Source organism: Sporosarcina soli (assembly GCF_042655805.1).
In the GTDB taxonomy this organism is placed as follows: Bacteria; Bacillota; Bacilli; order Bacillales_A; family Planococcaceae; genus Sporosarcina; species Sporosarcina soli.
The window spans coordinates 104,902-119,904 of record NZ_JBHSNO010000008.1; the positions used below are offsets into that span (position 1 = coordinate 104,902).

At 43.4% G+C, this 15,003-nt stretch carries 13 protein-coding genes; all 13 read right to left on the reverse strand.

Features of this window, described 5'->3' with window-relative positions:
• Nucleotides 1-336: 336 nt before the first annotated feature.
• Nucleotides 337-798, reverse strand: a complete 462-nt coding sequence (nrdR, locus tag ACFPRA_RS15805) for a transcriptional regulator NrdR (RefSeq protein WP_381436713.1) — start codon at nucleotides 796-798, stop codon at nucleotides 337-339.
• Nucleotides 799-1,013: 215 nt separating this feature from the next.
• A complete protein-coding gene (locus tag ACFPRA_RS15810; protein WP_381436716.1) occupies nucleotides 1,014-2,054 on the reverse strand; it encodes a glyceraldehyde-3-phosphate dehydrogenase in 1,041 nt (346 codons plus the stop codon).
• Nucleotides 2,055-2,177: 123 nt separating this feature from the next.
• Nucleotides 2,178-2,774, reverse strand: coding sequence for a dephospho-CoA kinase (coaE, locus tag ACFPRA_RS15815; protein ID WP_381436719.1), 597 nt, complete (start codon nucleotides 2,772-2,774; stop codon nucleotides 2,178-2,180).
• Nucleotides 2,775-2,792: 18 nt separating this feature from the next.
• Nucleotides 2,793-3,665, reverse strand: a complete 873-nt coding sequence (gene mutM, locus ACFPRA_RS15820; protein ID WP_381436721.1) for a bifunctional DNA-formamidopyrimidine glycosylase/DNA-(apurinic or apyrimidinic site) lyase — start codon at nucleotides 3,663-3,665, stop codon at nucleotides 2,793-2,795.
• 12 nt (nucleotides 3,666-3,677) lie between these two features.
• Nucleotides 3,678-6,302: a DNA polymerase I gene (gene polA, locus ACFPRA_RS15825; protein WP_381436724.1), complete on the reverse strand. Its 2,625-nt coding sequence runs from the start codon at nucleotides 6,300-6,302 to the stop codon at nucleotides 3,678-3,680.
• 191 nt (nucleotides 6,303-6,493) lie between these two features.
• Nucleotides 6,494-7,504: a protease modulator HflC gene (gene hflC, locus ACFPRA_RS15830; protein ID WP_381436728.1), complete on the reverse strand. Its 1,011-nt coding sequence runs from the start codon at nucleotides 7,502-7,504 to the stop codon at nucleotides 6,494-6,496.
• Entirely contained in the window at nucleotides 7,504-8,439 is a 936-nt protein-coding gene (gene hflK / locus ACFPRA_RS15835; protein ID WP_381437576.1) for an FtsH protease activity modulator HflK, read from the reverse strand. The genes hflC and hflK overlap by 1 nt, the downstream gene beginning before the upstream one ends.
• A gap of 144 nt (nucleotides 8,440-8,583) precedes the next feature.
• Entirely contained in the window at nucleotides 8,584-9,999 is a 1,416-nt protein-coding gene (gene pnpS / locus ACFPRA_RS15840; protein WP_381437578.1) for a two-component system histidine kinase PnpS, read from the reverse strand.
• On the reverse strand, nucleotides 9,999-10,709 hold the full coding sequence (locus ACFPRA_RS15845) for a response regulator transcription factor (protein WP_381436731.1): 711 nt from the start codon (nucleotides 10,707-10,709) through the stop codon (nucleotides 9,999-10,001). The genes pnpS and ACFPRA_RS15845 overlap by 1 nt, the downstream gene beginning before the upstream one ends.
• A gap of 74 nt (nucleotides 10,710-10,783) precedes the next feature.
• Nucleotides 10,784-11,260, reverse strand: a complete 477-nt coding sequence (locus ACFPRA_RS15850) for a MaoC family dehydratase (protein WP_381436734.1) — start codon at nucleotides 11,258-11,260, stop codon at nucleotides 10,784-10,786.
• Between the two features lie 94 nt (nucleotides 11,261-11,354).
• Complete coding sequence (mdh, locus tag ACFPRA_RS15855) at nucleotides 11,355-12,293, reverse strand: malate dehydrogenase (RefSeq protein WP_381436737.1); 939 nt, start codon at nucleotides 12,291-12,293, stop codon at nucleotides 11,355-11,357.
• Nucleotides 12,294-12,392: 99 nt separating this feature from the next.
• Nucleotides 12,393-13,661: an NADP-dependent isocitrate dehydrogenase gene (icd, locus tag ACFPRA_RS15860; RefSeq protein ID WP_381436740.1), complete on the reverse strand. Its 1,269-nt coding sequence runs from the start codon at nucleotides 13,659-13,661 to the stop codon at nucleotides 12,393-12,395.
• A gap of 66 nt (nucleotides 13,662-13,727) precedes the next feature.
• Nucleotides 13,728-14,843, reverse strand: coding sequence for a citrate synthase (citZ, locus tag ACFPRA_RS15865; protein WP_381436743.1), 1,116 nt, complete (start codon nucleotides 14,841-14,843; stop codon nucleotides 13,728-13,730).
• Nucleotides 14,844-15,003 lie beyond the last annotated feature (160 nt).

The window sequence follows — 15,003 nt, forward strand, 5'->3', positions numbered from 1 at the left end:
CAGTGGGGGTTTTCCTCATCCCCCACTGATTGAGGGGAACACAAGCTAAAAGCGTCACGTCCTGTGACAACGCTTGTGTGACCAACATCGTGTTGGCCCGAACCAATCGGGCTTTTATCTTCCTTTAACGGATATCCAAACTACCCGCTGAAGGAAGGCAACTTAAGTTCACGGCGTCCTGTAAGTGCCTTAATTTCTGCAAAGGGCGCAGAAATTAAGGCAAATCGAACCCTTCGCTGTTCGATTGGCAGTTGATCTCCCACCTATCCTTATCGTTTTACTTAAGTCTTAAGGTGGGAGTCTTACTGCCCGTTAATGCGGGATAAATTCCTTACATTATTTTTTTGTCCGTTTCTGCAAGTTTTGCAATTCTTCAATGAACACCGTCACATCTTGGTATTGACGATACACAGAAGCGAATCGGACATAAGCAACTTCATCGACATCGATCAATTGTTCCATCACCATTTCGCCGACTTCATCCGAATTGATTTCCACAACACCTGCACTTCTTAAATTTTTTTCAATTGTATAGACGATAGTTTTCAAATCCTCCAGCGACACAGGGCGTTTCTCACATGCCCGGATTAACCCTCTTAACACTTTTTCGCTATTGAACTCTTCCCGGCTACCGTCCTTTTTCACGACAATCAGAGGCATTTCCTCCACTTTTTCAAATGTCGTGAATCGGAATGCACAACTTTCGCATTCCCTCCGGCGTCGTATCGATCGATTCTCTTCTGCCGGCCGAGAATCAACGACCCGGGTGCCATTATACTGGCATGCTGGACATATCATAGCTGTTTCCTCCGCTTTTCCATAGATAGTAACTTAATTATAACAGAACGCCCTCAAAAAATCGGAATGTAGTTGAAAGAATTGTCTCATCCCCCACATTCCGAATAGTCCGACATGAACCTGCCTCTTCTAATCCCTATCCGTCACGCCAGGACATCAAGCGGATAAAGATAAAAAAATTCCGCCTCTCCTTAGTGGTTGAGGCGGAACAAACATTATGCATTTACTGCTGTTTTAAAATTGTTTACACTGTTTAGTGCATTTCCCACTTTTTTCGTCAAATCCACAACCCGTGCTGAATAGCCCCACTCGTTGTCGTACCAAGCAAGTACCTTCACTTTCCGGTCACCCATGACGATTGTGGAAAGACCGTCAATGATTGCCGAGTCAGTTGTTGTATTGAAGTCGATCGAAACAAGCGGTTCTGTCGTGAATCGGAGAACACCGTCCAGTTCATTTTTCGAAGCTTGCTCAAAAGCTTCGTTGACCATCTCAATCGTGACATCCTGTTTCACATCCACTACGAGATCGACAAGTGAAACATTCGGTGTTGGAATGCGCAATGCCAAGCCATGAATCTTCCCTTCCAATTCAGGCAATACGAGCGACAATGCTTTGGCAGCCCCTGTCGTAGTCGGAATGATCGATTGCGCACATGCTCGTGCACGGCGAAGGTCTTTATGTGGATTATCCAAGTTTTTCTGATCATTTGTATACGCATGGACTGTCGTCATCAAGCCATTTTCAATGCCGAATCGATCATTCAGCACTTTAGCCACTGGAGCTAGGCAGTTCGTTGTACAACTGGCATTCGAGATGACATCATGTTTGTCAATATCGAGTTTGTCATCGTTAACTCCCATCACGATCGTGATGTCTTCATTTTTTCCTGGAGCAGTCAAAATCACTTTTTGTGCTCCCGCCTGAAGATGAAGAGCCGCTTTTTCACGTGAATTGAATTTACCCGTTGCTTCAATAACGATATCTATGCCAAGCTCTTTCCACGGAAGATTCAGTGGGTCCCGATCCGCAACAATTTTCACACGCTTCCCGTTGACAACTAGAGCTCCGTCCTCTGCAATCACTTCACCCTCAAATGTACCATGAGTAGTGTCATACTTTATCAGGTGCGCAAGCGTTTCAGGTGGATAAGACGCATTCACCGCAACAATCGTTACATCATCCTCTAAAATCATTTGTCGGAACACCATCCGTCCAATTCGTCCGAACCCGTTAATCGCTATTGAAGTAGTCATAAGTAGTCCTCCCACATGTATGTTATACTTTTTATCTATTATCTGTGATTAGTATAACACATTATATGTGATAACCAAGATGAAAACTAAACTTTTATAATATCTTTCTTTTCAGAATACAAGTCAAGACTTCATTTCCCATTCTAGTAAAAGTCTTTCTAGCTGTTCTTCCGTCTGTTCAACCGCATGATTATTGTATAAAACGGCATCTGCCTCTTTTTCTTTTTCCTTCACAGGCATCTGTGATTGAATGCGGGCATCCGCTTCTTCTTCCGATAACACATTTCTCGCAATGAGTCTTTCTTTTTGTACTTCCGGTGTAACAGATACGACAATGATTTTATCGACAAGCGACTGGAGCTTACTTTCGAAAAGAAGGGGTATGTCCATGATGACCGTCCGGGCACCTCTTGCCAACCATTCTTCTTTTTGTCTTAACATTTCTTTACGTATGGCAGGATGGATGATCCCATTTAATTGCAGACGCTTTTCTTTGTCATTGAAAATCAGCTCGCCAAGTTTTTCGCGATTCAACGATCCGTCAGCTTGTAACACCCCTTGTCCAAATGCTTGGCTAATCTCTGTAAGGACCGGGCTTCCAGGTTCGACAACCTGTCTTGCAATTTCATCCGCATCCACAATCGGAAAGCCTTTTCTCTTCAACATCGCAGATACGGTACTTTTTCCACTTGCAATACTTCCAGTCAAACCAATGATCATCGTTCTCCCTCCTTCTTCTCACTTTTGGCAAGTTGGACAATAGACGGATGTGCGGCCTGCAATTTTCATGCTTTCCGTCGTTGTTCCGCATACAGCGCACACTTTCCGTCCATACATCCGAAGTCTTTTTTGCATCGTTCCGGTCTCTCCATTGATATTCCGGTAATCGGAAATGGAACTACCACCCGCATCAATACTTTCTTGTAACACGGCGACAATGGCATGAAACAATTCCTTTTTCCTTTTCTCGCTAATCCGCTCCGCTGTTCTTCCAGGATGAATGTTCATATTGAAAAGCGCTTCTGTTGCATAAATATTGCCACAACCTGAAATGACATGTCCATCCATAATCACTTCTTTAATCGGTTTCCGGGCATATTTCGCCAGCGCTGCCATTTCCAGAAAATGACGGCAAGCATCCGCCTCAAAGGGTTCTGGTGCCATTTTCAATAGAGGCGGATGATCCGCCTCACAATCCAACAGTCTCACTTCCCCAAATCGACGGATATCCGAATAGACAAGCAAACCTCCATCTTCCATCTTGAATAGGACATGAATATGCTTACGAAACTTCAGCTCTGGTATTTCATCGATCGTGTTCACATCGAACCAGGCACCCGTCATGCCAAGATGACTGACAAGGAGACAAGCGTTCCCATCCTTTTGTAAATGAAAGTAAATATATTTGCTACGGCGTGTCACATCCATGATGGTCATACCCACCATCTCCGCCATAAAATCCTCAGTCGTGATTCCTTTAATAATCGCTTCTTTTCCTAATTGTTTTGAATGGATGACCGTATCAGAGACGGTCACCTCTTGGATCGTCCTGCCTTTCGCAACCGGCGCAAGTGCACGGACAACTCCTTCAACTTCCGGTAATTCCGGCATCTTTTACTTCCCTCACTTCGTTTCGTACCAGGACAATCCGAATGCCCAATCCACTTTCAGCGGTACATCCAATGCAATGGCGGATTCCATCACTTCTGGTACGATTTGTTTCAATTTTTCAATTTCATCTTCAGGGGCTTCAAAAATGAGCTCGTCATGCACCTGAAGGAGCATTCGTGTCTGTAAGCCTTCATCTTCCAGTCTTTTTGCCATGTCGATCATCGCTTTTTTGATAATATCGGCAGCGCTTCCCTGAATCGGCGTATTCATCGCTGTCCGTTCTGCGAATCCTCTCAAATTGAAGTTCGAACTTGTAATATCGGGCAAATACCGTCTCCGGTTCATCAATGTCGTGACATAGCCTTTCAGCTTCGCATCAGCAACAATTTCTTCCATATACGCCTTCACACCCGGGAAGCTGTTCAAATAAGATTCGATAAACGTTGCAGCTTCCTTCCGCGTAATGCCTAAACTTTGCGAGAGCCCATAATCACTGATCCCGTAAACAATTCCGAAATTGACCGCTTTTGCCGCCCGACGCATATCCGATGTAACGGCGTCTTGATCCACACCAAACACGTCCATTGCCGTCTTCGTATGGATATCCGCGCCAGCTCGGAATGCCTCGATCATTTTTTCATCCTTCGAAATATGTGCTAACACACGTAGTTCGATTTGGGAATAATCCGCTGCAAATAAGTACCAGCCAGGTTCCGAAGGGACGAATGCAGCTCGAATTTTCCTACCTTCCTCAAGTCTGACAGGGATATTCTGTAAATTCGGATTGATGGAACTGAGACGGCCAGTCGTTGTCAACGCTTGTTGGAAACGTGTATGGATTTTCCCGTCCTCGTGAATTTCTTTGGATAGCCCTTCGATATAAGTGGAGTTCAACTTACCAAGTTGGCGATAAGTTAATATCAATCCGATAATTTCATGTTCGCTTTCCAGTTTTTCAAGTACATCAGCTGCCGTCGAATAGCCGGTTTTCGTCTTTTTGATCGGTGTCAAACCGATTTTTTCGAACAGGATGACGCCGAGCTGTTTCGGCGAATTGATATTGAATTTTTCGCCCGCTGCTTCATAGATGGCCGCTTCAAGTTCAATTAACTTCGCCGAGAGATCGGAACCGATTTCCTGCAATGTCTTCAAGTCTGTCTTGACGCCCGTGACTTCCATTTGGCATAAAATTTTCGCCAGCGGCAATTCAAGTTCGTGATAAAGATCGTAGAGATCATTCTCTTTTAGTTTCGTTTCGATAACGTCTCGTAGGTCCCAAATTACACGCGCTTTCCGACTGGCATGTTCGGCAATTTTCTCTTCATCCGGCACTGATTTTTTTGCACCTTTTCCGTATATCACCTCATCAGGTTGAACGTCTGCCCTTCCGAACTCCCTTGCAATGGAAGCAATGTCCGGATACGTTGACGATGGATTGACGATATATGAAGCGAGAAGAAGATCGAACTCAAATCCTTCTGCAATGAGCCCCTGACCTGCCAGGGAGGCGATTGCCGCTTTTGAATCAGAAGTGTATTTCTTATTTGCCGGATTCCCGAGCCATTCCTTGAAAATTGCCGATTGTTGAGCAACTGCTAACGTAACGAACAATGTACGTTTCTCATCCGCTAAGCTGATTCCTAAAATATCCGCAGTCAAATAGTTATCCTCGATCATCTCGATATGGATGGCCATTTCGTCTGTGAGATCCGCTTCCGTTATTTCGGTGAGGAATTGGATGTCGATCGCCTCTTGCGGTTTCTCCGCTTCTTGAGGGGCGATTTTTTCAAGCAATGTTTTAAATTTCAACTCTTGATAGATCGACGTCACTTTATCCATATCTGGACCTGCATAGGAGAGATCATCGATTGATATCGTAAGGGGCGCCTTCACTTCTATCGTAGCAAGCGTTTTACTCATATAGGCTTGTTCTTCATTGTTCGTCAAATTCTCTTTTAGTTTTTTTGCCGTGATGTTGTCGATGGACTGATAGACGTTTTCAACCGAGCCATATTCTTTCAACAACTTCAATGCAGTCTTTTCCCCGACACCAGGCACACCTGGTATATTATCGGATGTATCGCCCATCAAGCCTTTCATATCGATAATTTGTTGCGGCTCTATACCGTACTTTTCCTTCACATGATCGGGTGTATATTTCTCGATATCCGTCATCCCTTTTCGGGTGATGTATACCGTTGTCTTCTCACTCGCCAGCTGTGTTAGATCTTTGTCTCCGGAAATGACGATTACTTCAGAACCATCCGCATCACCCGTTGTACTCAGTGTGCCGATAATATCGTCCGCTTCGTACTGATCCAGTTCATATTGAGGAATGTTAAACGCTTCGAGCAGCTTGCGTAAATAAGGGAATTGCTCCGATAATTCAGGCGGTGTTTTTTGACGTCCCCCTTTGTATTCCCCGTATGTCTGATGCCTGAAGGTTGTCTTGCCCGCATCCCAAGCTACGAGCATATGCGTCGGTTTTTCGTCCGCTAAAATATTTTGTAGCATCATCGTAAATCCGTAAACGGCGTTAGTATGGATTCCGCTGTCATTGGTCAATAAAGGCAAAGCGAAAAATGCTCGGTATGCCAAACTGTTTCCGTCCAGTAGCACGATTTTCTTTGTCGTCACGTTCAGTCCACTCCTCTTTCATCAAATACACCTTGGCATAGCTACATTTAATTTGTAATAGCCGCCGAAGGCTTGCAGTTCATATGCAAAATCACATAAAAAACGTCATCTTCCTTCATCTTACCACGTAGACGGGTATAATTGAAAATGCCTGCATAGCTAGCGGAAGGCTAGTCATGCAGGCATTTTCGTTACTCCAAATAACCGGTCAACACTTTCGCATACGGCGAATCCGCAGGAAGGATGATCATCGTGTCGTCCCCGATAGTTTTCGTATAGGACTGAAGTGTGCGGTATAAGTTGTAAAACTGAGGATCTTTTGAAAAAGCATCATTGTAGATTTTGGCGGCTTCAGCTTCCCCTTCAGCGTGGATGACTGCAGCCTCTTTTTTCGCAAGTGCAAGCATTTCCTGTACTTCACGGTCAGTTTCAGCTTCGATTCGTTTCTTATCCGCATCCCCTTCGGATAAATACTTTTGTGCCGTCGATTCGCGTTCGGAAATCATTCGTGTGTAAATTGATTGTTCATTTTCCTCCGGCAAGTCGATGCGTTTCATCCGGACATCCACCACTTCGATGCCGTAATTCCCTTCGGTGAGAAATTCATTCACTCGCTCTGTTACACGATCATTTAAACTACCTCGAGAAGAATTTTCATCATTGACGATATCTACATAATCCAACTGACCGAGTTCTGTGCGGACCACCGAGTAAATGAACTCTTCCATTCTTGCTTCCGCGTTTACGATATTGCGGGCATTGGCAATCATTTTAGCAGGATCTGTTATTTTCCAGACCGCATAGTTATCGATAATGATCCGTTTTTTATCTTTTGTATTAATCTCTTCTTCGGAAACATTATACGTCATCTGATTTTTCGGCAAAGTTGTGACGCTTTGGATGAATGGTATTTTCAGATTAATGCCCGGTTCTTTGACGATCCGTTTAATCTCTCCAAATTGACGGACGACCCGATATTCATCCTCTTTGACAATAAATAGATTCGCAATTAAGATAATGGCTACTGCAAAAATAGCTGTTAAAATGACAGTCAGTTTCGCATATTTTTTGAATTCTATCGGTTTTTTCGGACTATTAGGCGTGCCGGCTGTTTTCGGTTCTTTACTCCCTTTTTGCTTCGCACGTTGTTTTTCGATAAATTTCTCTTCCATACTTTTGAATGGGTTATTGTCGTTCGCCATTAGTTCCCGCCTCCTTCTTTACTATTTTCTGCAGGGGGAGGGGTTTGGTTTTCCAGTTGTTGCAATGGCAAATACTTTACCGTTTCCCCATCATCGTTCATAATATAGATTTTCGCTTTCGGCAATACTTGCTCAAGCGTTTCGATGACAAGTCGTTGTCGCGTAATTTCTTTATTCTTCATGTATTCAGCATGCAAGTTGTTAAAGAGAGCAACATCTCCGCGCGCCTGTTCGATTCGGGCTGTTTTTTGCCCAGTTGCCCGAGATTTGATAGCGTCACGCTCCCCTTCTGCTTCGCTGATCTTCTGATTTTTATATTTCGCAGCTTCGTTGGTTTTTGTTTCTTTCGTTTCACGTGCGTCAGTTACCGCAGTGAAAGCTGCACGCACTTCAGAGTTCGGCAATTCGACATCTTGCAATTTTACACCTTGGATAGCAATCCCGATATCGTATTTGTCGACGAGTGTTGCGAGCAATTCGCGTGTTTGTGCTTCAATTTCCGCTTTCCCATCCGTCAATGCTGAATCGATTTTCGAACTTCCGATGACTGAGCGGATAGACGCGGACGTGGCATCTGTCAGAATTTCTTGTGGATCCTGGGCGTTGAATAAATATTTTTGTGGTTCGGTAATTTTCCACTGTACAACGAGATCCGTGAGGACGATATATTCATCTCCCGTAATCATTTTGGTTTCCTTATCGAATGAAACCAATTCTCCACCAGGATCCTGCTTGTAGCCAAATTGTAAACTATAGGTTTCTTTAGAAAGTATCTCCACATGCTGGATCGGCCATGGTAATTTAAAATGTAATCCTGAATCCGTGACAGTTGTATCTGCTGTACCAAATGTAATGACAACAGCCTGTTCGGACTCATCGACCGTGTACCATGTCGTCAAGGCGATGACGACTAGCAACAAGCCGGCAATTATCATGCCGATCAGTACTGAAATTCGGCGTGTACTCATAAAATAGCCCCTCCTCTTTATGTATCTTCTTGATTATACGGATGAATTTCATGAAAGTTTCATAGCAATGGATAATTTCCAAAGTTAAAACGATCCAAAGCACTGGATCGTTTACGTTTGCTGGGATATTGGCAGGTGGATTGTAAAGGTCGTACCAACACCGATGGTACTTTTCACTTCGACCGTCCCCCCATGCGCTTCGATTAAATGCTTCACAATGGCTAATCCTAAACCTGTTCCTCCCGAATCACGACTTCTGGCACGATCAACACGATAAAACCTTTCAAATAGCCGAGGCAACTCCGCTTGCTCTATGCCAATCCCTTGATCTTGCACTTCAATCACAGCATGCTCAGCAGTCTTCTTAGCCATGATTGTCACCTTTGTTCCTTCTTTTGAATAATTGATCGCATTGGATAAAAGATTGACCATTACTTGGATGAGGCGATCCGTATCCGCTTCAATGATAAGATAATCGGGAATATTCACCATTAGATCCATGTTCTTATGTTCTAACTTGCCAGAGACAATTTTTAAGGCATTTTCAATTGTTTCTTTTACATTGACCCGAACAAACTCGAGGGAAAACCCTTCCCTTTCGATTCCCGAGAGTTCCAACAAATCTGCAATGAGAAGATGAAGTCGATCACTTTCCTTTTGAATGATCACAAGAAATTCCTGTAAAATAGCCGGTTCATCCATCGCTCCGTCCAGCAGAGTTTCGGTGAAGCCTTTGATCGAGGTTACTGGTGTACGCAATTCGTGTGAAACATTGGCAACAAAATCTTTGCGCACTTCTTCGAGACGGACAAGCTCAGTTATATCATGCATGACGACAACAATTCCAAGCCAATTTCCATGATGGCCGATAACTGGTGCACCATAAACGCTCATATAAGAAAGTTGCCCGCCAACTTCAATGCGGACTTGTTTTTCAATGACCTGCTCCGTCATGAAGACATCCTCGATCAGATTTTCAATATTTGTTGGTAAGCCAATCGATTTAAATGTCTCGCCCACCAATTCTTCCTTTGAATAGCCGAATGTTTTCTCGAAAACACCGTTTACCAAATTGACAGTCCCTTCTCGCCCGAACATCAGCAAGCCGCTTCCCATACTTTCAACCAATGTTTTCAAACGCTCTTTTTCCATCACTCTTAACGTTGACATTTCTTGAAGGTTGCTAGCGATCCTATTCAGAGCAGTGGCTAATTCGGTATCGTATTCAGGCTTTTCCGTTTGTACCCTTACCAAATAATTACCCTTAGCGATTTGCATGGCGATGTTCGTCACTTTATCAACTGGATGTGCATATTGCTGCATCATTTTAGATGCCACAATCATCGATAAGAAAAAAGCGATAATAAGCGTTACAAGAAGGAATATCCAGTATTTCTTTTGAATCTCCATATCAACCGTATCTGCAAACAATGGAAAAAACTGGCCCAGGACAATACCGAGACCAGTTAGCAGAATCGAAACCAACACGGAACAAGCAATGACAAGACGGAAATAGAGGCCTTTCATCACATTTTCTGCTCCTCAAATTTATATCCGATTCCTCTCACTGTCTTGATAAAAAGAGGTTTCTTTGTATTCTCTTCAATTTTCTCACGTAAATGACTGACGTGTACATCCACGATTCGCGTATCGCCCGCAAAATCATAATTCCAAACTGCGCTCAGCAACTGATCCCGTGAAAGGACGCGATTTTTATTTTGCATAAAATACACGAGCAGTTCAAATTCTTTAGGTGTAAACTCAAGCTCCTCTTTGTTTAAATAAGCAATATATTGCTCCGGATGGACGGTCAATGGTCCGGATTGCAGAAGACCATTCTCCTCTTCCCGATCATTTCGATCTCCGGTCCGCCTTAACACCGCTTTAACCCGGGCAACAACTTCCCGTGGGCTAAATGGTTTCGTCATATAGTCATCCGCACCAATCTCAAGTCCGAGCACCTTATCCAGCTCGTCCCCTTTTGCGGTTAACATAATGATTGGTGTTTCAATCCCGCGTTGCCTCAACGTTCTACATACGTCAATCCCATCCATTTTAGGAAGCATCAGATCAAGCAAAATCAGGTCTGGCTGCTCTGATTCCGTTTTATGTACAGCTTCTTCGCCGTCGGCCGCCGAAATGGTTTCATACCGCTCCTGTTTCAAGTTATATTCGAGCAACGTACGAATTGGCTGTTCATCATCCACAATCAATATTTTCTTAGTTGTCGTATTCATCCTGTATCAACACTCCCTAGTCAAAAATACTTTATCGTAATTATGCCCCGCTTTTCCGGACTCGTTTTTCATTCTTAAAAATTTTCCATCGTTTGTGAAGTTAACAGTTCTTCCGTCTTAGGAGGTATGACGGTCACCTGGCCGTAGATGACAATTTCCTCATCTTCGTTCGTTGCTTGAACTGAAATATCAACACTATTTTCCGTTTGATCAACACGAACGATTTCAAATAGGAAATCAATCGTCGAATAATGATAAACCGCTTTAGGGAATGTAAGTTGCTGAGCAACAATATGCGAACCTGGCCCTGGTAAATACTTTGAAACGGCAGATGTAATAATACCTGTAAGCATAATCACGGGTACAACCGGCTTTTCATAAGCTGTCTGTGAGGCATAATCATGTTGGATATAGAGCGGATTACTATCATTTGTCAAGCCAAGGTATAATAACAGGTCTTTATCTTCAATTTTCTCTGTCAGCTTCAATTTTTCCCCGACAGAAATATCTTCAACTTTTCTTCCAAGACGCCTTTTTCTCCCTAATATCAACTTATTTCCCCCTTCGAATATGAGATAATTCAAGTTTATCAATTAATCGAAAAAAAATCGAGTAGCGAACGCCACCCGATTCATTTATATGCGATTAGACGAGCACTTCCATAACAGCTTTGACAGAGTTAGCCGACTTTGCAAGTGCAGCATTTTCTTCCTCTGTCAATTCGAGTTCAATCACTTTCTCGATGCCGCCTGCTCCAAGAACAGTCGGAACACCAAGGTAAATGCCTTCTAGGCCATATTCCCCTTCCAGATAGGCAATAGAAGGAAGAACCCGCTTCTGATCTTTTAGAATGGCTTCAGCCATCTCTACGAGAGATGCTGCTGGTGCATAATAAGCAGAACCGTTCCCGAGCAGATTCACGATTTCTGCCCCACCTTTACGTGTGCGGTCTACAATTTCTTCAAGTCTCTCAGGTGAGATTAACTTTTCCAACGGAATCCCACCGGCATAGGAATAGCGTACGAGTGGAACCATGTCGTCTCCATGTCCGCCTAGAACGAAACCTGTAACGTCTTTTACCGACAAGTTCAGTTCCTGCGCAACAAATGTACGGAAACGAGCTGTATCCAAAACGCCTGACTGACCGATTACGCGCTCTTTCGGCAATCCCGATTCTTTGTAGACCGTGTAGGTCATAGCATCTACAGGATTTGTTAATACGATGATAGTCGTATTTGGAGAATGTTTTACGATTTCACTTGTAACAGCTTTCATGACTTTTTGATTCGTTTGAACAAGGTCGTCACGGCTCATGCCCGGTTTACGTGCAATACCGGCTGTGATGATGACGATATCAGAGTCTTTCGTCTCTGCATAGTCTGAGGTACCGATAATAGTGGCGTCGAAACCTTGGACAGGTCCGGCTTCAAGCATATCTAGTGCTTTTCCTTTTGTCGGATTTTCCATTTGCGGAATATCAACAAGGACTACATCACAAAGTTCTTTTTGTGCTAGAAGGAATGCAGTTGTTGCACCTGTGAAACCGGAACCGATGACGGATACTTTTTTACGTTTCATTGTCATGCGAAAACTCTCCTTTTTTCAAATGTACGGAGGGGGACTAGTCCCCCTCCGTTCTCAATTTTACTATTTACCCGAGATATTCAGAATCCCTTATTGGAATTATAGGTTTTTAATCAGTTCATCTGCAAATTCAGATGTTTTCACTTCAGTCGCGCCATCCATCAAGCGAGCGAAGTCATATGTGACCACTTTTGAAGCAATCGTTTTTTCAATTGAAGCAGTGATCATTTTCGCAGCTTCGTTCCAGCCAAGGTGTTCAAGCATAAGAACGCCTGAAAGAAGTACTGAAGATGGGTTTACTTTATCAAGACCCGCATATTTCGGTGCTGTACCATGTGTTGCTTCGAAAATCGCATGACCTGAATCATAGTTGATGTTCGCACCAGGAGCGATACCAATTCCGCCGACTTGTGCTGCAAGCGCGTCAGAAATATAGTCTCCGTTCAAGTTCATCGTTGCAACAACGTCGAATTCTTTCGGACGTGTCAAGATTTGTTGTAGGAAGATGTCTGCAATCGCATCTTTTACGATGATTTTGCCAGCTGCTTCAGCATCTGCTTGTGCTTTGTTTGCAGCTTCTGTTCCTTCAGCTTCTTTGATCGCGTCGTATTGGTTCCAAGTGAATACTTTATCACCGAATTCTTGTTCTGCCACTTCATAGCCCCAGTTTTTAAATGAACCTTCCGTGAACTTCATGATGTTTCCTTTATGAACAAGTGTTAATGACTTACGGCCTTCTTTGATGATGTAGTTAAGCGCACCGCGTACTAGACGTTTCGTTCCTTCTTCTGAAACTGGTTTGATACCGATACCAGAAGTTTCTGGGAAGCGAATCTTGTCCACGCCCATTTCATCTTGTAGGAAAGTGATAAGCTTTTTCACTTCGTCAGTACCTTTTTGATACTCGATACCTGCGTAAATATCTTCTGTATTTTCACGGAAAATAACCATATCACAGTCTTCCGGACGTTTAACAGGAGAAGGTACACCTTCAAAATAACGGACCGGACGAAGGCAAGTATAGAGATCCAATTCTTGGCGTAGTGCTACGTTCAATGAACGGAAACCGCCTCCGATTGGCGTTGTTAGAGGTCCTTTGATCGCGATTAGGTATTCTTCGATCACGTCAAGCGTTTCTTGTGGAAGCCATTCTCCTGTTTCATTGAATGCTTTCTCACCCGCAAGGACTTCTTTCCAAATAAGTTTTTTCTGTCCAGCGTATGCTTTCTCAACAGCCGCTTCAAGTACGCGCGATGCAGCGTTCCAAATGTCAGGACCTGTCCCATCTCCGATAATGAAAGGAATTGTTGCGTGATCCGGAACATTCAAAACACCATTTGTTACTGTAATTTTACCACCGTTAGTCATAATTCATTTCCTCCTAAATTCAAGATGCTAGGGCTGGCACTTGCTGAGGCCGCTCCATTTCTATTTTTATCGATCGCCGATAGCTACGTATTTTTGCATGCCTGGCCCGTTATAATCCGCACGCGGACGAATTAGTCGGTTGTTTGCATATTGTTCAAGGATATGTGCAATCCAACCAGATACGCGGGACACTGCAAAAATCGGTGTGAATAAATCGTGATCGATTCCAAGTGAATGGTACACGGAAGCCGAATAAAAATCAACATTCGGCGGCAAATTCTTTTCGCCTGTAACGATTGCTTCAATTTTTAGAGACATGTTATAAAACTTCTCTTCACCGCGAAGTGCTGTCAATTTTTTGGACATTTCACGCAGATGTTTTGCACGTGGATCACCTTTACGATAAACGCGGTGACCGAAGCCCATAATTTTTTCTTTGTTGTCAAGTTTTTCACGAATATAAGTTTCTACGTTTTCTTCCGATCCGATTTCTGTCAGCATTTTCATAACTTGCTCATTCGCACCGCCATGCAATGGCCCTTTCAATGCGCCGATCGCAGCCGTAACGCCAGAATACATATCGGAAAGTGTTGCCACACATACACGAGCTGTAAATGTAGAAGCATTCAACTCATGGTCTGCGTGTAGGACAAGCGCCTTATCGAACGCTTCGATTGCGATTGCTTCTGGCTCTTTGCCTGATAACATGTACAAGAAGTTTTCAGCGTAACCGTAGTCCGATTTCGGAGCGATTGGTTCAAGCCCTTTACGGATACGTGCAAATGCAGTAACAATTGTAGCGATTTGAGCTTGTAGTTTAATCGCTTTTGCGTAATTTGCTTCATCGGACATATCTTCCGCTTTGTCATCGTATAATCCGAGTAGAGAAATAGCCGTACGAAGCGCCGCCATTGGGTGAACTTCCCCAATTGGGTATGTTGTAAAATGGTTCAGGACTTCCTGAGGAACAGACATATTGTTTGCAAGCTGTTGTTTCAATTCTTTGAGCTCTTCCATTTTCGGCAGGCGTTGGTGCCATAGAAGATAAATAACTTCTTCAAAACTCGCGTTTTCTGCAAGATCGTCAATGTCATAGCCGACGTATGTAAGTGTGTCATCAATAATTGAACTGATGGCGGACTGTGTCGCTACAACTCCTTCCAACCCTTTTGTTGCTGTCATATAAATCGCTCCTTCTGTTCAATGTAGCCATTCTGTTCTTGGTAAAGAAAAAATAGCTAATCTTCTAATAATGTTACAAAAGCAAAACAACTAAAAACGCTTACAGGAACTATTATAAGCAATTTTGTCACCTTTGTGAATGGAAACGCTTGTTTTTGTT

Coding starts and splice junctions, on each gene's coding strand:
- nrdR (WP_381436713.1), bottom strand. CDS start 798: ATGATATGTCCAGCATGCCAGTATAATGGCACCCGGGTCGTTGATTCT.
- ACFPRA_RS15810 (WP_381436716.1), bottom strand. CDS start 2,054: ATGACTACTTCAATAGCGATTAACGGGTTCGGACGAATTGGACGGATG.
- coaE (WP_381436719.1), bottom strand. CDS start 2,774: ATGATCATTGGTTTGACTGGAAGTATTGCAAGTGGAAAAAGTACCGTA.
- mutM (WP_381436721.1), bottom strand. CDS start 3,665: ATGCCGGAATTACCGGAAGTTGAAGGAGTTGTCCGTGCACTTGCGCCG.
- hflC (WP_381436728.1), bottom strand. CDS start 7,504: ATGGCGAACGACAATAACCCATTCAAAAGTATGGAAGAGAAATTTATC.
- hflK (WP_381437576.1), bottom strand. CDS start 8,439: ATGATAATTGCCGGCTTGTTGCTAGTCGTCATCGCCTTGACGACATGG.
- pnpS (WP_381437578.1), bottom strand. CDS start 9,999: ATGAAAGGCCTCTATTTCCGTCTTGTCATTGCTTGTTCCGTGTTGGTT.
- ACFPRA_RS15845 (WP_381436731.1), bottom strand. CDS start 10,709: ATGAATACGACAACTAAGAAAATATTGATTGTGGATGATGAACAGCCA.
- mdh (WP_381436737.1), bottom strand. CDS start 12,293: ATGACAATGAAACGTAAAAAAGTATCCGTCATCGGTTCCGGTTTCACA.
- icd (WP_381436740.1), bottom strand. CDS start 13,661: ATGACTAACGGTGGTAAAATTACAGTAACAAATGGTGTTTTGAATGTT.
- citZ (WP_381436743.1), bottom strand. CDS start 14,843: ATGACAGCAACAAAAGGGTTGGAAGGAGTTGTAGCGACACAGTCCGCC.